This is a genomic window from Paracidovorax sp. MALMAid1276 (assembly GCF_049198005.1).
Taxonomy (GTDB): domain Bacteria; phylum Pseudomonadota; class Gammaproteobacteria; order Burkholderiales; family Burkholderiaceae_C; genus Acidovorax.
In genome coordinates this window covers 15,632-36,695 of the sequence record NZ_JBMIRS010000134.1, presented here as the reverse complement: position 1 = coordinate 36,695, position 21,064 = coordinate 15,632, and the positions used below count along the sequence as shown (strand labels likewise).

Annotated in this window: 19 protein-coding genes; 6 read left to right on the top strand and 13 right to left on the bottom strand. The window is 67.1% G+C overall.

The window, feature by feature from the left end:
- Nucleotides 1-46: 46 nt before the first annotated feature.
- The 9 genes from ACOQFS_RS09210 to ACOQFS_RS09170 form a co-directional block, all read right to left on the bottom strand.
- Nucleotides 47-1,558: a tripartite tricarboxylate transporter permease gene (locus ACOQFS_RS09210; RefSeq protein ID WP_421562591.1), complete on the bottom strand. Its 1,512-nt coding sequence runs from the start codon at nt 1,556-1,558 to the stop codon at nt 47-49.
- 30 nt (nt 1,559-1,588) lie between these two features.
- On the bottom strand, nt 1,589-2,077 hold the full coding sequence (locus ACOQFS_RS09205; protein WP_421562590.1) for a tripartite tricarboxylate transporter TctB family protein: 489 nt from the start codon (nt 2,075-2,077) through the stop codon (nt 1,589-1,591).
- A 146-nt stretch (nt 2,078-2,223) separates the two neighbouring features.
- Entirely contained in the window at nt 2,224-4,023 is a 1,800-nt protein-coding gene (locus ACOQFS_RS09200; RefSeq protein WP_421562589.1) for a GspE/PulE family protein, read from the bottom strand.
- Between the two features lie 48 nt (nt 4,024-4,071).
- Entirely contained in the window at nt 4,072-4,836 is a 765-nt protein-coding gene (locus ACOQFS_RS09195) for a spermidine synthase (protein ID WP_421562588.1), read from the bottom strand.
- Nucleotides 4,837-5,397, bottom strand: a complete 561-nt coding sequence (locus ACOQFS_RS09190; RefSeq protein WP_421562609.1) for a DNA-deoxyinosine glycosylase — start codon at nt 5,395-5,397, stop codon at nt 4,837-4,839.
- Nucleotides 5,397-7,028 carry a Na/Pi cotransporter family protein gene (locus ACOQFS_RS09185; RefSeq protein ID WP_421562587.1) on the bottom strand — a complete coding sequence of 544 codons (1,632 nt, stop codon included), beginning with the start codon at nt 7,026-7,028 and terminating at the stop codon, nt 5,397-5,399. Before ACOQFS_RS09185 ends, ACOQFS_RS09190 begins: the two co-directional genes overlap by 1 nt.
- Nucleotides 7,025-8,407 (bottom strand): SLC13 family permease, encoded by a 1,383-nt coding sequence (locus ACOQFS_RS09180; protein WP_421562608.1) that lies wholly within the window; start codon nt 8,405-8,407, stop codon nt 7,025-7,027. The genes ACOQFS_RS09185 and ACOQFS_RS09180 overlap by 4 nt, the downstream gene beginning before the upstream one ends.
- A gap of 21 nt (nt 8,408-8,428) precedes the next feature.
- Complete coding sequence (locus tag ACOQFS_RS09175; protein ID WP_421562586.1) at nt 8,429-9,430, bottom strand: universal stress protein; 1,002 nt, start codon at nt 9,428-9,430, stop codon at nt 8,429-8,431.
- Nucleotides 9,427-11,178 carry a cation:proton antiporter gene (locus tag ACOQFS_RS09170; protein WP_421562585.1) on the bottom strand — a complete coding sequence of 584 codons (1,752 nt, stop codon included), beginning with the start codon at nt 11,176-11,178 and terminating at the stop codon, nt 9,427-9,429. The genes ACOQFS_RS09175 and ACOQFS_RS09170 overlap by 4 nt, the downstream gene beginning before the upstream one ends.
- 260 nt (nt 11,179-11,438) lie before the next feature.
- On the opposite strand from ACOQFS_RS09170, the gene ACOQFS_RS09165 reads away from it, so the two are divergent.
- A complete protein-coding gene (locus tag ACOQFS_RS09165; protein ID WP_421562584.1) occupies nt 11,439-12,851 on the top strand; it encodes a GntP family permease in 1,413 nt (470 codons plus the stop codon).
- 19 nt (nt 12,852-12,870) lie between these two features.
- Here ACOQFS_RS09165 and ACOQFS_RS09160 read toward each other — a convergent pair whose 3' ends face one another.
- Entirely contained in the window at nt 12,871-13,434 is a 564-nt protein-coding gene (locus tag ACOQFS_RS09160; protein WP_421562583.1) for a DUF2062 domain-containing protein, read from the bottom strand.
- A 113-nt stretch (nt 13,435-13,547) separates the two neighbouring features.
- On the bottom strand, nt 13,548-14,375 hold the full coding sequence (locus ACOQFS_RS09155) for a TatD family hydrolase (protein WP_421562582.1): 828 nt from the start codon (nt 14,373-14,375) through the stop codon (nt 13,548-13,550).
- A gap of 145 nt (nt 14,376-14,520) precedes the next feature.
- Between ACOQFS_RS09155 and ACOQFS_RS09150 the strand changes: the two genes are divergently transcribed.
- From ACOQFS_RS09150 to ACOQFS_RS09130, 5 genes are all read left to right on the top strand, one after another.
- Nucleotides 14,521-15,453 carry a trypsin-like peptidase domain-containing protein gene (locus ACOQFS_RS09150; protein ID WP_421562581.1) on the top strand — a complete coding sequence of 311 codons (933 nt, stop codon included), beginning with the start codon at nt 14,521-14,523 and terminating at the stop codon, nt 15,451-15,453.
- Nucleotides 15,454-15,511: 58 nt separating this feature from the next.
- On the top strand, nt 15,512-16,507 hold the full coding sequence (locus ACOQFS_RS09145) for an AAA family ATPase (protein WP_421562580.1): 996 nt from the start codon (nt 15,512-15,514) through the stop codon (nt 16,505-16,507).
- A complete protein-coding gene (locus ACOQFS_RS09140) occupies nt 16,488-17,501 on the top strand; it encodes a DUF58 domain-containing protein (RefSeq protein ID WP_421562579.1) in 1,014 nt (337 codons plus the stop codon). Before ACOQFS_RS09145 ends, ACOQFS_RS09140 begins: the two co-directional genes overlap by 20 nt.
- A gap of 38 nt (nt 17,502-17,539) precedes the next feature.
- The gene (locus tag ACOQFS_RS09135; RefSeq protein WP_421562578.1) at nt 17,540-18,583 is read left to right on the top strand and encodes a VWA domain-containing protein; all 1,044 of its coding nucleotides are present in this window, start codon (nt 17,540-17,542) and stop codon (nt 18,581-18,583) included.
- Between the two features lie 109 nt (nt 18,584-18,692).
- Nucleotides 18,693-18,944, top strand: coding sequence for a hypothetical protein (locus ACOQFS_RS09130; RefSeq protein WP_421562577.1), 252 nt, complete (start codon nt 18,693-18,695; stop codon nt 18,942-18,944).
- 57 nt (nt 18,945-19,001) lie between these two features.
- Here ACOQFS_RS09130 and lolD read toward each other — a convergent pair whose 3' ends face one another.
- Complete coding sequence (lolD, locus tag ACOQFS_RS09125) at nt 19,002-19,721, bottom strand: lipoprotein-releasing ABC transporter ATP-binding protein LolD (protein WP_421562576.1); 720 nt, start codon at nt 19,719-19,721, stop codon at nt 19,002-19,004.
- Nucleotides 19,722-19,737: 16 nt separating this feature from the next.
- Nucleotides 19,738-20,991, bottom strand: coding sequence for a lipoprotein-releasing ABC transporter permease subunit (locus ACOQFS_RS09120; protein ID WP_421562575.1), 1,254 nt, complete (start codon nt 20,989-20,991; stop codon nt 19,738-19,740).
- Nucleotides 20,992-21,064: the final 73 nt, after the last annotated feature.

The window sequence follows — 21,064 nt, the reverse complement described above, 5'->3', positions numbered from 1 at the left end:
CCCGAAGGTGCCGTTGCTGGGGATTCGATCAGCGAACCGGCCGATCTCAGTCTTCCACGAAGGCCTCTTCGCGCTTGTTTTTCACTGCAGGCAGCAGCACGATGATCAGCAGCAGCGCGGCAGCAGCCAAGAGCCCGGCCGACAGAGGACGCGTGACAAACACGCTCCAGTCACCGCGCGAGAGCAGCAGCGCGCGGCGCAGGTTCTCTTCCATCATCGGGCCGAGGATGAAGCCGAGCAGCAGTGGCGCGGGCTCGGTGCCGAGCTTGTGGAACACGTAGCCCACCAGACCGAACAGGCCCACCATCCACACGTCCCAGGTGTTGTTGTTGGTGGAATACACACCGACAGCACAGAACAGCACGATGGAGGGGAACAGCCAGCGGTAAGGCACGGTGAGCAGCTTGATCCAGATGCCGATCAGCGGCAGGTTCAGGACCACGAGCATGGCGTTGCCGATCCACATCGAGGCAATCAGGCCCCAGAACAGTTCGGGGTTGCTGGTCATCACCTGGGGGCCAGGCTGGATGTTGTGGATCGTCATGGCACCCACCATCAGCGCCATCACGGCATTGGGCGGAATGCCCAGCGTGAGCAGCGGAATGAAGGAGGTCTGCGAACCGGCGTTGTTGGCCGACTCCGGCGCCGTCACGCCGCGGATGTTGCCCTGGCCGAAAGGCACCTCGCCCGGCTTGAGCTTGGTCTTCTTTTCGATGGTGTAGGCCGCAAAGGCCGACAGCAGCGCGCCACCGCCGGGCAGGATGCCGAGCGCAGAGCCCAGGGCAGTGCCACGGACCATCGCGGGGAACATGCGCTTGAAGTCTTCCTTGGTGGGGAACAGGCCCTGCACCTTGGCCGTGAACACTTCACGCTCTTCTTCAGGGCGCGACAGGTTGGCAATGATTTCGCCATAGCCGAACACGCCCATGGCGATCGTCACGAAACCAATGCCGTCGGTCAGCTCAGGAATGTCGAAGCTATAGCGCGCAACGCCCGAGTTGACGTCGGTGCCCACCAGGCCCAGCAGCAGGCCCAGCACGATCATGCCCACCGCCTTGAGCAGCGAACCCGAGGCCAGCACCACGGCGCCGATCAGGCCCAGCACCATCAGCGAGAAGTACTCGGCCGGGCCGAACTTGAAGGCCACTTCGGTGAGCGGAGGCGCAAACGCCGCAAGGATGAGGGTGCCCACGCAGCCCGCGAAGAACGAGCCGATGCCCGCAGCCGCCAGCGCCGGCCCCGCCCGGCCCTTGCGCGCCATCTGGTAGCCGTCGATCACGGTCACCACCGACGATGACTCGCCCGGCAGGTTGACCAGAATGGCGGTGGTGGAGCCGCCATATTGCGCGCCGTAGTAAATGCCGGCCAGCATGATCAGCGCCGACACGGGTGGCAGCGCATAGGTGGCGGGCAGCAGCATGGCGATGGTGGCCACGGGGCCGATGCCCGGCAGCACGCCGATCAGCGTACCCAGCAGGCAGCCGACAAAACAGTAGATGAGGTTCTGAAAGGTGAAGGCGACGCCAAAACCGATCGAGAGGTTGTTGATGAGATCCATGGGAATGCTCTGCTTCTCTTGTCGTTGTTCTTAGCCGGCAATGAAGCTGGGCCACACCGGGAACTGCAGCTTGAGCGCCCAGACGAATGCCACGTAGCTGCCTACCGCGAGGATGGTCGCGAGAATGAAGGATTCCTTGACCTTGAATTCGCTGCCTGCAAGGCCAGAGATGAAGGTCAGCGCATAGATGGCGACCATCAAACCCATGGCGGGAACGCCCAAAGTGGGCAGTCCGGCGAGCAGGATGCCGAACGCGAAGTTGGATGCCAGGATGAAGAACAGCGGCTTCCAGGCCCACTTGCCGATCTTGTCGCCGTCGGCGGTTTCCACCGTGACGGCCTTGAACATGATCAGCGCACCGATGAGGGCCAAGAGGATGCCCAGCATCAGCGGGAAGTAGCCGGGGCCCATGCGGGCGCCGTTGCCCACGTTGTACGTGGTGGCACCCCACGCAAACGCGCCTCCGACACCCATGAACATGAGGCCGGAGAAGAAGTCTTTTTGACTCTTGATTTTCACGAATTGTCTCCTTTGGGGGAAATCACGACTGCGCGATTGTGCGGGCAAGCACCCCGCTTTCGGATGTGGATTCCACCTACATCCGGTAACGGGTCCGCCCTGGCAGGAAGCCAGTCGCGCAGGAGACACCGCCGCAAGGCGGGCGATCAGCCGTGTTCGAGCGGTGGTGTGGCGGCCACCACTTCTTCCAGGGTGGTCAGGCCCTCGGCCACGCGCAAGGCCCCGGCCAGCCGCAGCGGGCGCATGCCGTCGGATACGGCCTGGCGGCGCAGCACATCCATGGAGGGCGCCTGGGTGATCTTGTCCTTGAGCTGTTCGCTCACGGTGAGCAGCTCGTACAGGCCCATGCGCCCGCGAAAGCCGCTCATGCGGCAGTCCACGCAGCCCACGGGTTTGTACGCCTGGTAGGCGCCGTTGATCTTCCAGGGCTTGACGACTTCGGCCAGGGTTTCGCGCGCTGCGGCTTCGTCCTTTTGCTTGCACTGCCGGCACAGCGTGCGCACGAGCCGCTGCGCCAGCACGCCCAGCAGGGTGGCGTTGATGAGGTACGAAGGGACCCCCAGCTCCATCAGCCGGGTGATGGCACTGGGTGCGTCGTTGGTGTGCAGGGTGGAGAACACCAGGTGGCCCGTGAGCGCCGCCTGGATGGCCATCTCGGCGGTTTCGAGGTCGCGGATCTCGCCCACCATGATGATGTCGGGGTCCTGGCGCATCAGCGCGCGCAGGCCCTCGGCAAAGTTGAAGTCGAGCTGGGGTTGCACCTGCGTCTGGTTGAAACTGGGCTCGATCATTTCGATCGGGTCTTCCACCGTGCTGACATTGACCTCTTCGGTGGCCACGCGCTTGAGCGTGGAATACAGCGTGGTGGTCTTGCCCGAGCCGGTGGGCCCGGTCACCAGGATGATGCCGTGCGGGCGCTTGACCAGGGCCTCCCAGCGCTGCGCGTCATGCTGCGCAAACCCCAGCGCGTCCAGGTCCTTCACGGCGTTGTCCGGGTCGAAGATGCGCATCACCATTTTTTCACCGAAGGCGGTGGGCAGGGTGGACAAGCGCATTTCCACCTCGTCACCACGCTGGTTGCGCGTCTTGATGCGGCCATCCTGCGGGCGGCGCTTTTCGACCACGTCGATGCGGCCGAGCAGCTTGATGCGCGACACCATGGCGTTGTGCACGCCCATGGGCATCTGGTAGACGGGGTGCAGTACTCCGTCGATACGAAAGCGGATCACGCCCTGGTCGCGCCGCGGCTCCAGGTGGATGTCGCTGGCACGCTGGTCGAACGCGTACTGCCACAGCCAGTCCACCACCCGCACCACGCCCTGGTCGTTGGCATCGAGCTGCTTGTTGCTCTTGCCCAGTTCCACAAGCTGCTCGAAGCTGTTGCCGGCCGAGGCGCCGCCAGCCTTCTGCGCGGCCTTCACCGATTTCGCCAGCGCAAAGAATTCGGCCGTGAAGCGGTGGATGTCCTGCGGATTGGCCACGACGCGCCGCACGGTGCGGCGCGACTGGCGCTCCACCTCGGCCACCCAGTCGGTGACAAAGGGCTCGGCGGTGGCCACTACCACTTCCTTGGCGCTTACCTGCACGGGCAAGACCTTGTGGCGCTCTGCATAGGTGGCGCTCATGGTGTCGGACACACGCCCCACATCCACCTTGAGCGGGTCGATGCGCAGATACTGCAGGCCCGCGCGCTGGGCGAGGTATTCGGACAGCGCCTCGATGTCCAGCGGCTTGCCGTCGCTGGCCCGCGCCATGGCCACGCTGGCCAGGCGCACCAGCGCGTGCTGGGAGCTTTCGGCCTGCGAGCAGCGTGCGATGGTGCGCTCGGCCTCCTCGTGCGCGATGACCCCGTCATCGCTCAGCCATTCCACCACACGCCGCCAGTCCACCGGGCCCGAGAAGCGCGCGGGCGCGATGGGCAAGGGCGTCGACACATTCGTTTTCATCACTGTCCTTTCCGTGGCAGCAGGCGCCGGAACGCCGCAGGGCGCATTTCAGGCCGGGACGGGCTTGAAGGCCCGCAGCCACTTGGTGGTAGGAAGGCCCCACCGGGCCTGTATGACCTCGGCCCGCGCAGCGAGTTCTGCCCGCTTCGGTCGGCTGGGCGTGCGCTGTGCCAGCACCACGGTGTTGCCCTCGCGCGTGGGCTTGAAGGCCCACAGAGCGTCACGACCAAAGGCTTCGGCCATGCTTTGAAGGCTGCGATCAAAGCTGGAAGCCCGGCCAAAGAGGTTCACGGTCATGCAGCCCGACTCGGTGAGCAACGCCCGGCAGTCGGCATAGAACGCGGGGCTGTCGAGCACCGGCGCGGCTGCTTCATGGTCGTACAGATCGACGGCCAGCGCATCGACCGTGCCGAGCCACATGGGGTTCCGGATCTCTTGCGCCGCGTCGGCCAGCACCACGCGCAGCTTGGGGCCGTCAGGCGGCAACTTGAACCACTGGCGGCACACCGCCAGAACCTGCGGATTCAACTCGATGGCGGTGGAACACACGCGCAGCTTCTTGTGGCAGAACTTGGTCAGGGCCCCCGCCCCCAGTCCCAGCTGCATGGCGTGGCCCTTGGAGACCTGCGCGGGCTCTGCAAACAGCAGCCAGGCCATCATGCGCTGCACATATTCGAGCTCGATGTCAAAGGGCTGGTCCACCCGCATCGAGCCCTGGATCCACGGGGTGCCCAGATGCAGATGGCGCACTTCGCCATCGTCCGACACACTGACTTCGGGCAGTTCTGCCAATTTCTGTTTTCTTCGGGTCATTCACAACATTCCGTGCCGGGCCATCAGGTCCGCCCAGGCCGCCAATTTACGCTCGAAACTCCAGGAGGCATTTGCCGGGCTGGTGGACGGCAGCTTAATGGATTCGATGGGGGGTGCGGCGCCATGCCCGGGCCCGCCGGCTTGGAGGCTGTGCAGCACGGCGGGTGCGTGCCTGAAGCTCTCCGCCCCGTTGTGGGCAATGGCGCGCAGACCGGGACAGTGCGCGCGCAACAGCGCGAAGTCGTTCACCACGGGGTCGCGAATGGCCGCATCCAGGCTGCCCTGGCGCAGGCAGCTCGCGTACACATCCCACACGCCCAGGCCCCGGTCCAGCAGCCACTGGCAGCGCAGCGCATAGCTGTGCGCGCCCCCGGGCAGCGGATGCTGCGGCCAAAGCGCCTGCAGGATGCGCCAGAAGTGATTTTGCGGGTGGCCGTAGTACTGCCGCGCGCGCAAGGACGCCACGCCCGGGAAGCTGCCGAGCACCAGGACTGCCGTGCCAGGCGACACCACGGGTGGCAGCCCGTGCAGGCGCTCTGGCGCGGCCGCCTCTTGTGGCATCAAGGCTTCGCCTCGGCAGGTGCGCTGGCCTCGGCGGGCTGTTCACCACCGTGTGCATACCCTGCCCGATGAGTGAACGCCTTCGCGGCCTGCTGCGCTGCATGCCGCAGGGCGGCCAGGCGGCACAACGTGTCTTCCATGGCGGTCAGCCGCAGCAAGCCCTGCGCACCCGCAGCCAGCAAGGCGGCCTTGGCGTCCTGGTACGCCTGCTCCATGGCGGCAGAGCGGGCCGCCAGATGGGGCAAGCCGTCATCTCCCGCCTGGGGATCGCACAGGGCCAGCAGCCCATCGGCCTGCTGAAAGAACACCGCCTGCAACCCGCCCGTACCGCCCTCCACGGGCACGAGAGGGGCAGCGTCCAGAGCGCGCTGTGCCGTAGTCTGGTGGTAGCGCTGCACCCGCAGCACCCGCGCCAGTCGCTCGCTGGTGGGCTGAGGCATCGCAGTGCGGTTCATGCGCTCCACAAACGAATCGGCTGCCGCGTCCAGCTGCTCAACGATATACCGGTCGCGGACCAGCGCCGGGGGCGAGGCGCCCTGTGCTGCCGCCCTTGCCATGCGCACAGCCACATGGCCCATGCGCGCCACCTCCTGGTCCAGCGCACCCAGCGCCAGGGATGGAACCGCGAGCACCGTGTCGTCCAGATGCCGTGGCTGGGCCTCGTCCTCCTCGCGGGCGCGAAACCGCTTTTGCAGCCAACGGGCCAGGGCATCCGCCAGAGGCCACATCAGCAGCACCCCCATCACGTTGAAGAGTGTGTGAAAAAGGGCCAACCGTGCCGCGGGATCTTCAGGCAGCCCCATGGACTGGCGCGCCGCGGCGATGGCGGGCACCAGCCAGGGCAACAACAGCAGGGCCACCACGCCGGTGATGCCGTTGAACAGCACATGCGCCGCCGCTGCACGCCGGGCATTGGAAGTGGCGCCAAGCGTGGCCAGCACGGCCGTGACGGTGGTGCCCACGTTGGAGCCAATGACCACTGCGGCAGCGCCCTGGGGGGTGAGCAGCCCTTCCTGTGCCGCAGTGAGTGCAATCGCCATGGAGGCACTGGACGACTGCATCAGCACCGTCATCAGCGCGCCCACGGCCACCTGTGCCGCCACACCCAGCGCACCCTCGCCCTGGGGCAGAGTGATCTGGCCGGCCAGGCCGGTGAACGACTGCTGCAGCATGGCAATGCCCATGAACAGCAGCCCGAACCCGGCCAGCGCGGTGCCCAGTGCGCCGCGCCGCTGCCCCTCGCCCGTGAGCCGCAGCACCACACCCACCCCCAACAGCGGCAGGGCCAGCACCTCGACCTTGAACTTGAGCCCCACCAGCGCCACGATCCAGCCTGTCATGGTGGTGCCCACGTTCGCCCCGAACAGCACCCACAGGGCCGCCCCCAGCGGCAGCAGCCCCGCATTCACGAAACCGATGGTGGCCACGGTGACCGCGCTGGAGGACTGCACCAGCGACGTGACCAGCACCCCCGACCCCAGCGCATGACCACGCGTGCGCGTCGCGGCGGCAAGAATGCGCCCCAGCGCCGGGCCGGCGGCCAGCCGCAGGCCGTCCGTCATCATGGTCATGCCCAGCAAAAACAGCCCCAGCCCGCCCACCACGCTGGCCAGCATCTCCCCCAAACTCATGCCCACACCCCTGAAGCGAAGGTCGTGATTGTGACGATGCACACCGCGTTGAGCCACAGTCCGCACCGCATCATCGTGCCCTGAGGGAGAAGGCTGGTGGAAAACACCAGCGCGTTGGGCGGTGTGGCAACGGGCAGCATGAAGGCACACGATGCCGCAACGGCGATGGCCGCCCCCATGGCCAGCGGCGGTAAATCAATAGCGGCGGCCACCGGCAGGAAGACGGGCAGCAGCAGTGCAGCGCTGGCGGTGTTGCTGACCATTTCGGTGAGCAACACGACAAAGGTAACCATTCCCAGCAACAGCAGCGCCGGCGGCGCGTGCCGAACAACCGCCAGCAGGCCTGTGGCCAGGTAGCTGCTGGCCCCTGTGGACGCCATGATGTCGCTCAGCGCCAGCCCGCCGCCAAACAGCAGCAGCACACCCCACTGCGTATGCCGCTCGATGTCCTTCCAGCCCAGAGCGCCCGAGAGCGTCAACGCGACCATGGCGACGAGCCCGACCAAGGTATCGATTTCGCCCGTCACACCCAGCCACGCAGCCAGCGGCGCGCCAGCCACCCAACCTGCAGCGGTGAGCAGGAAAATGACCACCGTCAGGCAGCGCTCGCGCGTCCATTCCAGCGGTTCGGCCGCCAAAGTCACCCGCCCGCCGAGCGAGGGCCGAAGCACCACCCACAACACGACCACCATGGCCGGCCACAGCAGCAAGGCCAGCGGCAACCCGATCCGCAGCCACTGTGCAAAACCGATGTTCAGCTGCGCTGCGACGATTGCATTGGGCGGGCTGCCGACCAGGGTGGCAATTCCACCGATGCTTGCGCTGTAGGCGAGGACAAGCAGCACAAAGGCCTGCTCGCGCCCCCCCACGGGATGTTGAGGGCTCGTCTCTGCGGTAGGGCGTGAAGCCTGCTCCGCCTCGCCGCCTTGCAGCAGAGAGAGAGCCAACGGCAGCATCATTGCCGCTGTGGCCGTGTTGCTCATCCACATGGACAATAGCGCGCACAGCCCGCCCAGAAGCAAGGCGGCGGCCAGACGGTGGCCCCGCGCTGCGCGCAGCACAGCCCGCGCCAATGCCCGATCCAGCCCCTGCCGGGCCAATGCCGCCCCCAGTGCAAATCCACCCAAGAACAGAAAAATGACCGGGTGCGCAAAGGGAGCGAGGGCTTGACGCACAGGCATGACGCCTGCCAGCACCGCCAGCAGCGGCACCGCCAGCGCGGTCACGGCCAGCGGCAGGGCCTGCGTGACCCAAAGCCCGCCGATCAGCACGAACATCGCCAAGCCTTCGCGCAGCTGCCCGTGCGCAGGCACCGACGAAGCTACTGCGGCCGCCAAGGCCACGCATCCTGCCCCTCTAGCCCAGGCGCCTAGCTGCATAGACACACACGCACCGTTACGTCAGCCCGCCAATCCGTGCGGGGTATCCGGGGAACGCGGCAAAGGGGTCGAAGCTGGCGATGCTTCAGTCGGCACCACCAGCACGTCCAGGTCGGACTCGCCCAACACATAGCGCGTCACGCTGCCCAACAACAGGTCCTGCGTTGCATGCAGCCCATGTTTGCCGACCACGATAAGGTGGCAGTCGGCGTCCAAAGCCGCCTGGGCGGTCGTGAGCGTCGCATCTCCGCGGACCAGGCTCGGAGTCCACGCATTTGGCCCGAGTCCGTGGGCAGATGCGAGAGCGTGCAGGCGGCTCAGCGCATGGGCGTACGCGGTGTTTTCGTACGAATGCACCGTTGCACGCTCCACCCCTGCGAACCGCAGCTTTTCTTCAAACGGAACGCTCCAAGCATGGTGCAGAACAATATGTGCGTGGGGTGCTACCGTTCTCGCCCATGCCAAGCTAGCCGCGCTCCAAGCCGAGAAATCCACTGCGACGAGCACCCGTTCGCCAGATTCACCTGTTGGCCATTTCTGCGCAACGCCGCGTGCAACCAGCACCGGACGGTGCCCGCGCCGCAGCAACCGGTCGGCCGTTGAGCCCAGGGCTACACGGCGCAGCGGGTTGGTCGAGGGCCTTGCACCCACCACCAGCAATTCGGCGTCCACACGGTGTGCCGCGGCAATCACCTGGTCGGCCACAGACCCCGCCAGCACAATGGCGTGGACCCGCACTTTGCGGTCTGACACGGCCAACGCCATGGCCCGCTGCAGTTCGCCCTGCGCCTGGCCCAGAAGGGCCAGCTCGGCTGTGGAAGCCGCGCCCAGCCATTGGCGCAAGGCGTCCATGGAGGTGCCGCCCACCACATGTACTGCGTGCAACTCCGCTTGGTGTTCATGCGCAAGCTGCGCCGCACGTCCGAGGACCACCACGGCACCGTCTGACAGATCGGTGGCACACAACACGGACCGCAGCGGCATGGTGTGCACGGAAACAGTGGGCTTTGCGGGACGTGTCATGGCGCAGTCTCCTCGCGGGTCACCAGTTTGGCCAGTTCGCGCGCCGCATGGTCCGCGGCGTCATCAAATGGGTTCAGCACCAGGGCCACGCCCGAGGCCTGAAGCAGGCTGTCATGGGTTGCATCGCGCACCGCTGCTGCCACTTTCCCCGGGAAACCGGCGGATTCCAGCGCACTCAACAGGGCTCGATTGGAATCCCACTGCGGGAGGCTGCTCACCACCCATTGCGCCTGCAGCAGGGGCAGTGTCTCCATGAAGTCCGGGTCCTCCCCGTCGCCAAACCGCACGGGCAGGCCCTGCCTGCGCAGGCGGCGGACGGTTTCGGGGTCGAAGTCCACCCCCAGCGCCGTCACGCCCGCATCGCGGAGGCCACCAAGCAGACGCGCGCCGTAACGCCCAAGGCCCACCACCACCACCTGCACCTGCGCATCGCCGCGCGGCTGGCGCTCCACAGCCAGCGCCCGAAAGGGCCGCTTGCGCTCGAACACGTCAAGCCAGCGTATGAGAAGCTCGTACAGGGGCTGCGAGTAGAGGATCATGTAAGTGGATAACGTGATGGTCACCACCCCCACCAGAGTGGTCAGACTCAAGGTGCCCACGCCCACATGCCCCAGTGCAATACCCATGGCCACAAACACGATGGAGAACTCGCTGATCTGCGCTACGGTGAGGCCCGCCATGAATCCGGTCCGCTTTCGGTAGCCCATGTATCCCATGATTGCCATCACGATGAGCGGGTTGCCGATCAGCACAAACGCCGACAGCACCGCTGCAGGAAGCACCTCGGCGCCCAGGCTCGAAAGATCGAGCTTCGAGCCCAGGTCAATGAAAAAGAACAGCAAAAGAAAGTCGCGCAGCCCCGTCAACCGCGCGCTGAGCGCCTCGCGGTAGGGCGTGGAAGCCAGCGAGAAACCTGCGAGAAAAGCGCCCGCCTCCTTACTAAAGCCTACCGATTCACCCAGCGCCGCCAGTGCGATGCCCCAGGCCACGCCAAACAGCAGCAGCAGCTCCTGCGAGCGGGCCATGAGCGCAATCGCACGCGGCAGCACCCAGCGCATCAGCACAAACATCAGCAGACCCACGGCAGCCAGCCTCCCCAGCAGCGACGCCACCACCATGGAGTACCCGCCGGAATCGCTGGCCCCATCCACCGCACGCAGAGTGCTCACTGCCATCATGGCAAGCACCACAGCCAGGTCCTGCACAATGAGAAAGCCCACGGCAATACGGCCGTGCAGCGAATCCAGCTCGCGCTTGTCGGACAGCAGCTTGACGATGATGATGGTGCTAGAGAAGGTGAGCGCCACAGCCACATACAACGCCTCCACCCACCCCTTGCCCAGCAGCAGCACCAGCAAAAAACCAAATGCAATCGTGAAGACCAACTGCCCCAGGCCGGTGGCCAGAGCCACGGGGCCTATGTGCCGCACGTGCTGCAGGTCCAGCTTGAGCCCCACCACAAAAAGCAAGACCACCACCCCGATCTGCGCGAGCAGGTCCACCTGGTCGTGTGCTTGCACCAAGCCGAAACCCGCCGGGCCCACGGCCACACCCACCACGATGTAGGCAATCAGCGCAGGCTGTCGCAAGCGCACAAATAGCGCACCCACCAGGGCACACACCAGCAGCAGCGCCGCAATCTCTGCAAAGGGTTCCCTGAGCAGAGCAGCCAGACACCAGCTGCTGTCGCACAGCGCAGAGGCGACGCCGGGCAGGTTGTCGGATGGAGGGGCGAGAGGGGTGCTCATGTCTCCAGGGCGGTATTGGGCGGCGGCACGGCGGGCTTGTGTGGGGCGTTTGCGTATGTGCTGTCGCTGCCGCCAAAGCGGCATGGCGCAAATGTGTCAGCCATTGGCCTGTCTGCAAAGCGTTTCTACCCGCTGTCTTGACATGCATCAAGCAAAACCGTGTGTGCGAGCTTAGGATGGGCTGTATGGTCACAGCGGTCGCCGCATTCGCGTGCCATGCTCCTACCTCGCTGTCAGCTCCGCTTCACGCATCCCTCACCATGACCAGCATCCTTGGCATCCTCGTTTCGCTGGGCCTGCTGATCACGCTGGCGTACCACGGCTTCAGCGTGCTGTTGCTGGCACCGTTAATGGCCCTGGTCGCGACCTTGTTCAGCGCGGAAGCGCCTCTGCTGGCCAGCTACACCCAGGTCTTCATGCCGGCATTGGGCAGTTTTGTGGTGTCGTTCTTTCCCCTGTTTCTACTGGGCGCCGTGTTTGGCAAACTCATGGAGTCCTCGGGGTCGGCGAACGCCATTGCACAGGGCATCGTGGATTTGCTCGGTCCCCACCGGGCGCTGGTGGCCATCGTGGCGGCGTGTGCCGTGCTGACCTATGGAGGTGTATCGCTGTTTGTGGTGGCTTTTGCCGTGTACCCGATTGCAGAGGCCCTGTTCCGCCAGGCCGGCCTGCCGCGGCGCCTCATGCCCGCCACCATTGCGCTGGGCGCATTCACCTTCACGATGACCGCGCTGCCCGGAACGCCGGCCATCCAGAACGCGATCCCTATGCCTTACTTCGGGACAACGCCCTTTGCCGCGCCCGGGCTTGGGGTGATTGGTGGCGCGATGATGCTGGGACTGGGCTGCTGGTGGCTTCTGGCTCGCGCGGCGAGCGCACTCCGGAGAGGCGAAGGCTACGACGTGGACGATGCCGCTGCGGGCTCACCGGGTGCCGAACTCGCCGCGCGCGGAAGCCCCGCGCGCGAACCGCAGCGCCTGGCCCGCGCCCTGGCCCCCATCGCGCTGGTGATTGCGCTCAACTACCTGCTGTCCACCTGGGTGCTGACCGCGCTGGACACCCGCTACTTGGCCGCCACTCGTTTCGGCAGCACCGACATTGGCGCCCTGCGGGGCGTGTGGGCGGTGATCGCTTCACTGTTTGCCGCCACGTTGCTCCTGATGATGCTGGAACGCGCCCGCCTCCCAGGGTTGAAAGACACACTGGGTGCCGGCGCAAGCGCATCGGTGCTGCCGCTGATGAACACCGCGTCGCAGGTGGGCTATGGCGCCGTGATCGCCTCGTTGGCCGGGTTCGGGCTGATCCGCGACGCCGTACTGAGTGTCGCACCCGACAACCCCTTGATTTCCCTGTCAATCGCGGTCAACGTGCTCGCCGGGGTCACCGGGTCGGCCTCGGGCGGCATGAGCATCGCGCTGCAGACCCTGGGAGCAACTTGGCTGGCTATGGGCGAGGCCGCCAACATATCGCCTGACCTGCTGCACCGCGTCACGGCAATCGCCACAGGAGGGCTGGACGCCCTGCCCCACAATGGCGCGGTGATCACGCTGCTGTCCATCTGCAAGCTGAGCCACCGTCAGGCCTATGTGGACATCCTGGTGGTGGCTGTGGCAGGCCCCGTGGTAGCACTGGCCGTCGTAGTGGCTCTGGGCACGGCGTTCGGATCGTTTTGAGCGGTTACTGCCAAGCCCGTCAGACATGTTCTGCGCCTTTGCCAGCCAGGCGCCTGCGACGCGACCACTTCACCTTGGCGAACCAGACCCAGGTCACCAGCAGATAGGTCAGCAGCCCCACGCCGGTGGCCACGACGGCCAGCCCCAGCATCAACGGCTTGCCCACGCTACGGATGCGCAGCACCAGCGTCTCCCACCAGCTGCGTTCGGGCGCTTCAGCGACCGCGTCCTCGGGCATCGGCGGCTCCTCGCCGGGCTTCACCGGCTCGCCCAGAAGGGTTCTGCCCAGGCGCCAGGCCGCGTAGTACACCGGCCCGAACGTGACGGGGTTGGTGACCAGGGTGCTGGCCACTGCGGCCGGCACATTGGCCCGCAGGGCCACCGCAGCGCCCGCCGCAAAGGGGATTTGCGCAATCGGGATCAGCAGCCCGAAAAAGACACCCAAGGCCATGCCCAGGGCGATGCCCCGGCGGCTCATGTGCCACAGGCGCGGATGCTGCAGCGCAGGCCCCAGCCAGCGCAGCCAGCGGTTGCTGCGCAGTGCTTCGGGGGAGGGCATCAGGCCCAGCAGGCGTTGTTTCATGCGGTCGTTGGCAGTCGTGGTGCACAGGCGCCAGCGCGAGGCTGTGCGGCCCTGCCATGCTATACAGCGGGCCATTGCCCCTTCCAGCGATCCGCCCTTTTCAGTTGTGTGCCTCAGCCCGGCAGCAGGGCCGCCAGCCTCGGCAGCGCCCGCAGCGCATTGGCGTGGGCAGCCTGCGCCAGCCGTTCCAACGGCAGGTGGCGCAGTTGCGCCAGCTCCCCCGCAATGCGCGGCAGCTCGCCCGGCGCGTTGCGGCCCTGGGGCGCTCCCGCAGCGCGCTGCTCGGCCGGGGTGTACAGCCAGTGGGGTGGGATGTCGGGAGCATCGGTCTCCAGCACCAGGGTTTCAAGCGGCAGTTCGGCGGCCAGGCGCCGCAACTGCAGTGCGCGGTCAAAGGTCATGGCGCCGCCAAACCCGAGCTTGAACCCCCTATCGATGAACCTCTGCGCCTGCTGCTCGCTGCCATTGAAGGCGTGCGCAATGCCGCCCTGCACGGGAATCTCGCGCAGACCCTTGAGCAGCCTGTCCGCCGAACGGCGCACGTGCAGGATGACCGGCAGGCCATAGCGCCGGGCCAGTTGCAGCTGGGCGCGGTAGAACCACTCCTGGCGCGCGGCATCCAGCCCGGGCACAAAGTAGTCCAGCCCGATTTCGCCCACCGCCACCAGCCGCGGGTCGGCCTGGTGCTGCTCCAGCGCCTGGGCCAGCCGCTCCAGGTCGCAATCGTCGGCCTTGCCGGTGAAGAGGGGATGAATGCCCAGCGCGTAGCTGTCCCCATACTGGTGCGCGAGGGCGCGCACGGTGTCCCAGTTGCTGCGTTCCACCGCAGGTATCACGCAGTGCTCTACACCCTGGGCGCGGGCGGCCTGGCGCACGGCGTCACGGTCGGCATCGAATTCAGGGGCATCCAGATGGCAGTGGGTGTCTATCCAGGCAGGCATGCGCGGATGATGCCCCGAACGCCCCGGGCCACGCCCGCAAAGCCCCCAAGGCGCTCGTGCCAGTGCCCCTGCCAGTGCATTTCGCAGCGATCCGTGCTACCGTGAAAACCGTGCGCCCGTTGACGGCGTTTGTAAAGGTGACAGCATGCCCCGGCCCGCCGTTTACAGCAGTTCACGCCCGACCCGCCGGCCTGCGCCTGCCATGGCCGACACCCCGGCCGCACCGGCCCCGCAAGCCAGCGACACCCAGCCCACCGGGGAACTCCCGTCCGGCGCGACGGCGGGCCCGCAGCCGCGGCGCCAGCTGCAGGCGCTGTGGGCCATGGTGCTGGTGCTCAGCGCCTTGCTGGTGGCCAGCCTCTGGCAGCAGCAGCGCCCCACCACCCGCAAGATCACCCAGGACGACATCGACGCAGCCGTGCTGCGCACGCTGCAGACCACCACGCCGCCCTCTGCGGCCGCGCGCGCCGCAGAGTCCATCGCGCCCTCGGTGGTGCGCGTGGTGGGCTATGGCCGCAGCAAGAACGGCAAGGAAGAGGTGGAGCGTGGCGTGGGCACGGGGGTGGTCATCGTCGACAAGGGCACCATCCTGACCAACCTGCACGTGGTGCTGGGCTCGGACCGCATCACCGTGACCTTCCACGACGGCATGGAGACCACCGCCAGCATCACCGGCGCCCAGCCCGAGAACGACCTGGCCGTGCTGCAGGCCCACAAGGTGCCCGACGACCTGGAGGCCGCTGCGCTGCGCTCCACGCAAGACCTGCGCCCCGGGGACCACGTGGTGGCCGTCGGCTTCCCATTCGGTATCGGGCCGTCGGCGTCCGCAGGCGTAGTGTCTGGCCTCAAGCGCGAATTCACCTCTCCGGAGGGCAAGCGCCAGCTCAGCAACCTGATCCAGTTCGACGCAGCCGCCAACCCGGGCAATTCGGGCGGCCCCCTGGTCACGCTCGATGGCGAAGTGGTGGGCATCGTCACCGCCATCCTCAACCCCACACCCGCGCGCACCTTTATCGGCATCGGCTTTGCCGTACCCATCGAGAACGCGGCTTCTGCCGTGAGCATGCCCCCGTTCTAGCGGGCCTTCGCGGCCGATGACGTTCACCCCATCGTTGACATTCACAAGGAAGAAAGCCATGGAAACCACTCCCAGCACCGCCACCCTGATGGAACAGGTGCTCTACGAAGTCAAGCGCGTCGTGGTGGGCCAGGACCGCTTTCTGGAACGCGTGATGGTGGCCATGCTGGCGCAGGGCCATCTGCTGGTGGAAGGCGTTCCCGGCCTGGCCAAGACGCTGACGGTGAAGACCCTGGCCAGCACCATCCAGGGCAGTTTCAAGCGCATCCAGTTCACACCCGACCTGGTGCCCGCCGACCTGGTGGGCACGCGCATGTACAACCAGAAGACCGGCGAGTTCAGCACCACGCTGGGCCCGGTGTTCACCCACCTGCTGCTGGCCGACGAGATCAACCGCGCCCCCGCCAAGGTGCAGAGCGCGCTGCTGGAGGTGATGCAGGAGCGCCAGGTGACGATTGCGGGCGAAACGCACAAGGTGCCCGAGCCCTTCCTCGTCATGGCCACGCAGAACCCCATCGAGACCGAGGGCACCTATGCCCTGCCCGAAGCGCAGGTGGACCGGTTCATGATGAAGGTGCTGCTCGGCTACCCCACCGAGGAAGAAGAGTTCGTGATTGCCCAGCGCGCGCTGGATGTGCCCGTGCAGGTGTTGCCCGTGGCCACCACGGCGCAACTGGCCGCGCTGCAGGCCGAATGCCGCACGGTGTATGTGGATCCGTCGATGCTGCAGTACGCCGTGAAACTGGTGGCCGCCACGCGCGAGCCCGCGCGCCATGGGCTCAAGGACCTGGCCGGCTACATCAGCTGCGGCGCCAGCCCGCGCGCCACCATTTCGCTGGCAGAAGGCGCGCAGGCCCTGGCCATGCTGCGCGGGCGCAACTACGTGCTGCCCGAAGACATGGTGGACCTCGCGGCCGACGTGCTGCGCCACCGCGTGGCCCTGTCGTATGAAGCGCTCTCCGAGGGGCTGGACGCCGACGCCCTCATCGCGCGCATCATGGCCAAGATTCCGGCGCCCGCCCGGCCGCTGCACCATGAGCAAAAAACAGCCTGACCCCTCGGCCGCGCCCGCCACGGCCACCGTGCATGCGCTGCCCACCGTGCCGGGCCAGGCAGACCGTCTGCTGCGCGAGCTGGAGTGGAAGGTCATCCGCCGCCTCGACGGGTTGCTGCAAGGCGACTACCGCACGCTGATGCGCGGCAGCGGCCTGGACCTGGCCGACCTGCGCGAGTACCAGCCGCACGACGATGTGCGCCACATCGACTGGAACGTGACGGCCCGCCTGAACCTGCCCCATGTGCGTGTGTTCACCGAAGACCGCGAGATGTCCGCCTGGTTTCTGCTCGACCTGAGCCCGTCCATCAACTTCGGCCCGCAGGGCAACGCCAAGCGCGACATCCTCACCGGCTTTGTGGCCGTGCTGTCGCGCCTGCTGACCCGCCATGGCAACCGCGTGGGCGCCATGCTGTACGGCGCGGGCGCAGAGGCCCCGGGCGCCCAGCGCGCCGTCGACCATGTTCTGCCGCCACGCAGCAGCCGCGCCCATGTGCTGCACTTGGTGCACCGGCTGCTGGCCCCGGCGGCGGCCGCGCACCCGCAAGGCGGTGCGGGCACCGAGCTGCACCGGCTGCTGCAGGCGGGCCTGGCCACGGTGCGCCGCCGCAGCACGGTGTTCGTGGTGTCCGACTTCATCAGCGCCCCGGGCTGGGAAAAGCCCCTGGCCCAGCTCGCGCAGCGCCACGACGTGGTCGCCGTGCGCCTGCTGGACCCGCTGGAGCTGGAGCTGCCCGACGTCGGCCTGGTCACCCTGCGCGATGCCGAAAGCGGCGAGCAGCTGCAGGTGGACACGCACGACGCGGCGTTTCGGCACCGCTTCGCCCGCCTGGCCGCCCAGCGCGAGGCGGCCCTGCGCGAGGGCCTCACCCGTGCAGGCGCCGACACGCTGGAGCTGTGCACCGATGACGACCTAGTGGACGCGCTCCTGCGCTTCATGGACCTGCGGCAGCGCCGCGTACGCACGGCGCGCGCGCCATCGCAGGCGGCCTGAACCTCCCACGCATCCGAACACCGCCTTCAAGGAACTCCATGGTTTTTCTCTGGCCCACCCTGCTTTGGTTGTTGCTGGTTGTGCCCCTGCTGGTGCTGCTGTACTGGTGGCTGCTGCACCGGCGCAAAAAAACGGCGCTCAGTTATTCCAGCCTGTCGCTGGTGCGCGAGGCCATGGGCCCGCGACAGAACCTGCGCCGCCACATCCCGCCCGCGCTGTTCCTGCTGGCGCTGGTGGCCCTGCTGCTGGCCGCCGCGCGCCCGCTGGCCGTCATCACCCTGCCCTCGCAGGACCAGACCATCATGCTGGCCATGGACGTGTCGGGCAGCATGCGGGCCACCGACGTGGAGCCCGACCGCATCACCGCCGCCCAGAATGCCGCCAAGGCCTTCATCGCCGAGCTGCCGCGCCATGTGCGCGTGGGCATCGTGGCCTTTGCGGGCAGCGCCCAGCTGGCCCAGTTGCCCACCCAGAGCCGCGAAGACCTGGTGAAAGCCATCGACAGCTTTCAGCTGCAGCGCGGCACGGCCACGGGCAACGGCATCATGCTGTCGCTGGCCACGCTGTTCCCGGACGCGGGCATCGACATCGCCGCCCTCGGCGGGCGCCAGGCCATGCGCCCGCGCCCCATCGAAGAGATCGGCAAGCAGGACCCGCCCAAGCCCTTTGTGCCCGTGGCGCCGGGCTCGTACAACTCGGCCGCCATCATCATGCTGACCGACGGCCAGCGCACCACTGGTGTGGACCCGCTCGAAGCCGCCAAATGGGCCGCCGACCGGGGCGTGCGCGTGTACACCGTGGGCGTGGGCACGGTGCAGGGCGAGACCATCGGCTTTGAAGGCTGGTCCATGCGGGTGCGGCTGGACGAGGAAACCCTCAAGTCCGTGGCCACGCGCACCAACGCCGAATACTTCCATGCGGCCACGGCGGCCGACCTGAAGAAGGTGTACGAGACGCTCAGTTCACGGCTGACGGTAGAGAAGAAGGAGACCGAAGTCTCCTCGCTGCTGGCACTGCTGGGCGCCGCGCTGGCGCTGCTGGCTGCGGGGCTGTCGGTGTGGTGGTATGGGCGCGTGTTGTAGCCGTCCAGCCCCTTCCCGTTGATCGAATCACGAGGCGGCGGCCGGGCGCCGCCTTGTGCATGCACCACCAGACCCGGCATCGCATCAACGCGACAAAAAAGGAGACTCCATGCGCCCCTCGATCCGCTCCACCACGCTGGCCGCCGTCTTGGCCTTTGCCGCTGCCAGCGCGCTGGCCCACAACTGCCCCAACGAGATGAAGGCCATTGACGCGAAGCTGGCCACGAACCCCAGCCTCTCGGCCGACAACGCGGCCAAGGTCAAGCAGCTGCGCGCGGATGGCGAAGCCCAGCACAAGGCGGGCAAACACGCCGAGTCGATGAAGTCACTGGCCGACGCCAAGGAGATCCTGGGCATCTGAACCGGCGGCGCTCTGCGGCGCAGCCTCACCGCCCCTGGCACGCGCCCGGGGTGGGCATCACAGCGCCGTCTGCAGCCTGCCTTCGGCGATCCGCACCACGCGGCCGCAGCGCGCGGCCAGGGATTCGTCGTGCGTGACCATCACAAAGGCGGTGCCGTGGTCGCGCGCCAGCTGCAGCATCAGCTCGAACACGCCATCGGCGGTGCGCCGGTCGAGGTTGCCGGTGGGCTCGTCGGCCAGCACGCAGGCGGGCCGCGTCACCAGCGCGCGCGCAATCGCCACGCGCTGGCGCTCGCCGCCCGACAGCTCGGCCGGGCGATGGTGCACGCGCGCCGCAAGGCCCACGGCCGCCAGCACCTGCTCTGCGGCCTGGTGCGCCTGCTCTGGCGGCATGCGCCGGATGCGCAGCGGCATGGCCACGTTGTCCAGCGCGCTGAACTCGGGCAGCAGGTGGTGGAACTGGTAGATAAAGCCCAGATGCTGGTTGCGCATCTGGCCCTGGGCCTGCGGCGACAAGGCCGACATGTCTTCGCCCTTCAGGCGCACGGTGCCCGCACTGGGCGCATCCAGCGCGCCCAGCAGGTGCAACAGCGTGCTCTTGCCCGAGCCGGAGGCGCCGACGATGGCCAGCGTTTCTCCGGCGTGGATCTGCAGGTCCACGCCCTGCAGCACCGTCACATCCAGGCGGCCTTCGGTGAAGCGCTTGGTGATGCCACGGGCTTCGAGCACCACCTCATTTTTTTTCAAGCCATTTTGGCCTCCAGCGCTTTCTGGCATTGCGCTGACAGCTACATTATTCATAGCGAAGGGCCTCGGCCGGGTTGACGCGGCTGGCGCGCCAGCTGGGATACAGGGTGGCCACAAAAGCCAAGACGAGCGAGACGACGCCGATCGGCACGATGTCGCTGCTTTGTGGCTCGCTGGGCATCTTGCTGATGAGGTAGATGTCCTTGGGCAGAAAGCTCGCGTTCAGGGCCTTTTCGATGGCGGGCACGATCACATCGATGTTGAACGCCACGCCCAGGCCCAGCAACAGCCCCACGGCCGTTCCGATCACGCCCACCATGGCGCCCTGCACCACGAAGATGCCCATGATGCTTTTCGGGCTGGCGCCCAGCGTGCGCAGGATGGCGATGTCGGCGCGCTTGTCGGTCACGGTCATCACCAGGGTAGAGACCAGATTGAACGCGGCCACCGCCACGATCAGCGTGAGGATGATGAACATCATGCGTTTTTCAAGCTGCACGGCGGCGAACCAGGTGCGGTTCTGCTGCGTCCAGTCGCGGATCAGCAGCATGCCGCTGAGGCTTCCCGCCAGTTGCTGCGCCACCTCGCGCGCCTGGTGCAGGTCCTTGAGCTTCAGGCGCACGCCCGTGGGGCCTTCCAGGCGGAAGATGCGCTGTGCGTCCTCATGGTGCAGCAGCACCAGGGCCGAGTCGTATTCGTAGTGGCCTGAGTCGAACGTGCCCGCCACCGTCATCTGCTTGAGGCGCGGCACCACGCCGGCCGGGGTGACCTGGCCGGCAGGCGCGATCAGCGTCACGGCGTCGCCCGCACGCACGCCCAGGGCCCGGGCCAGTTCGCCGCCCAGCACCACGCGGAACTCGCCCGGCACCAGCTGCTGCAGCACCTGCGCATTGGTGGCGGCCAGGTCGGTCACTGCGCCTTCCAGCGCCGGGTCGATGCCGCGCACCAAGGCGCCCTTCATGTCCTCGCCACGCGCCAGCAGGGCCTGCGCGGCCACAAAGGGCGCGGCGCCGATCACGTTGGGGTTCTGCTTCGCTTCGGCCAGGGTGCGCGCGGGGTCGGGCAGCGCTGCGCCCTGCGGGGCGAAGATCTCGATGTGCGAGACCACGCTGAGCATGCGGTCGCGCACTTCCTTTTGAAAGCCGTTCATCACGCTCAGCACGATGATGAGCGCCGCCACACCGAGCGCGATGCCCAGCATGGACACGCCCGAGATGAACGAGATGAAGCCGTTGCGCCGCGTGGCGCGGCCCGCGCGCGTGTAGCGCCAGCCCAGGGCCAGTTCGTAGGGGATTTGCATGGATTCGGAAGGAAGGCCGTGGGCTGCGGCGGAATGCCGGGTCTGGGCCGGGGCCGATTGTGGCATCCCGGAC

What these genes read in the sequence shown, in the direction of transcription:
- ACOQFS_RS09210 (WP_421562591.1), bottom strand. Translation starts at nt 1,558, where the DNA reads ATGGATCTCATCAACAACCTCTCGATCGGTTTTGGCGTCGCCTTCACC.
- ACOQFS_RS09200 (WP_421562589.1), bottom strand. Translation starts at nt 4,023, where the DNA reads ATGAAAACGAATGTGTCGACGCCCTTGCCCATCGCGCCCGCGCGCTTC.
- ACOQFS_RS09195 (WP_421562588.1), bottom strand. Translation starts at nt 4,836, where the DNA reads ATGACCCGAAGAAAACAGAAATTGGCAGAACTGCCCGAAGTCAGTGTG.
- ACOQFS_RS09190 (WP_421562609.1), bottom strand. Translation starts at nt 5,397, where the DNA reads ATGCCACAAGAGGCGGCCGCGCCAGAGCGCCTGCACGGGCTGCCACCC.
- ACOQFS_RS09185 (WP_421562587.1), bottom strand. Translation starts at nt 7,028, where the DNA reads ATGAGTTTGGGGGAGATGCTGGCCAGCGTGGTGGGCGGGCTGGGGCTG.
- ACOQFS_RS09180 (WP_421562608.1), bottom strand. Translation starts at nt 8,407, where the DNA reads ATGCAGCTAGGCGCCTGGGCTAGAGGGGCAGGATGCGTGGCCTTGGCG.
- ACOQFS_RS09175 (WP_421562586.1), bottom strand. Translation starts at nt 9,430, where the DNA reads ATGACACGTCCCGCAAAGCCCACTGTTTCCGTGCACACCATGCCGCTG.
- ACOQFS_RS09170 (WP_421562585.1), bottom strand. Translation starts at nt 11,178, where the DNA reads ATGAGCACCCCTCTCGCCCCTCCATCCGACAACCTGCCCGGCGTCGCC.
- ACOQFS_RS09165 (WP_421562584.1), top strand. Translation starts at nt 11,439, where the DNA reads ATGACCAGCATCCTTGGCATCCTCGTTTCGCTGGGCCTGCTGATCACG.
- ACOQFS_RS09160 (WP_421562583.1), bottom strand. Translation starts at nt 13,434, where the DNA reads ATGAAACAACGCCTGCTGGGCCTGATGCCCTCCCCCGAAGCACTGCGC.
- ACOQFS_RS09155 (WP_421562582.1), bottom strand. Translation starts at nt 14,375, where the DNA reads ATGCCTGCCTGGATAGACACCCACTGCCATCTGGATGCCCCTGAATTC.
- ACOQFS_RS09150 (WP_421562581.1), top strand. Translation starts at nt 14,521, where the DNA reads ATGCCCCGGCCCGCCGTTTACAGCAGTTCACGCCCGACCCGCCGGCCT.
- ACOQFS_RS09145 (WP_421562580.1), top strand. Translation starts at nt 15,512, where the DNA reads ATGGAAACCACTCCCAGCACCGCCACCCTGATGGAACAGGTGCTCTAC.
- ACOQFS_RS09140 (WP_421562579.1), top strand. Translation starts at nt 16,488, where the DNA reads ATGAGCAAAAAACAGCCTGACCCCTCGGCCGCGCCCGCCACGGCCACC.
- ACOQFS_RS09135 (WP_421562578.1), top strand. Translation starts at nt 17,540, where the DNA reads ATGGTTTTTCTCTGGCCCACCCTGCTTTGGTTGTTGCTGGTTGTGCCC.
- ACOQFS_RS09130 (WP_421562577.1), top strand. Translation starts at nt 18,693, where the DNA reads ATGCGCCCCTCGATCCGCTCCACCACGCTGGCCGCCGTCTTGGCCTTT.
- lolD (WP_421562576.1), bottom strand. Translation starts at nt 19,721, where the DNA reads ATGCCAGAAAGCGCTGGAGGCCAAAATGGCTTGAAAAAAAATGAGGTG.
- ACOQFS_RS09120 (WP_421562575.1), bottom strand. Translation starts at nt 20,991, where the DNA reads ATGCAAATCCCCTACGAACTGGCCCTGGGCTGGCGCTACACGCGCGCG.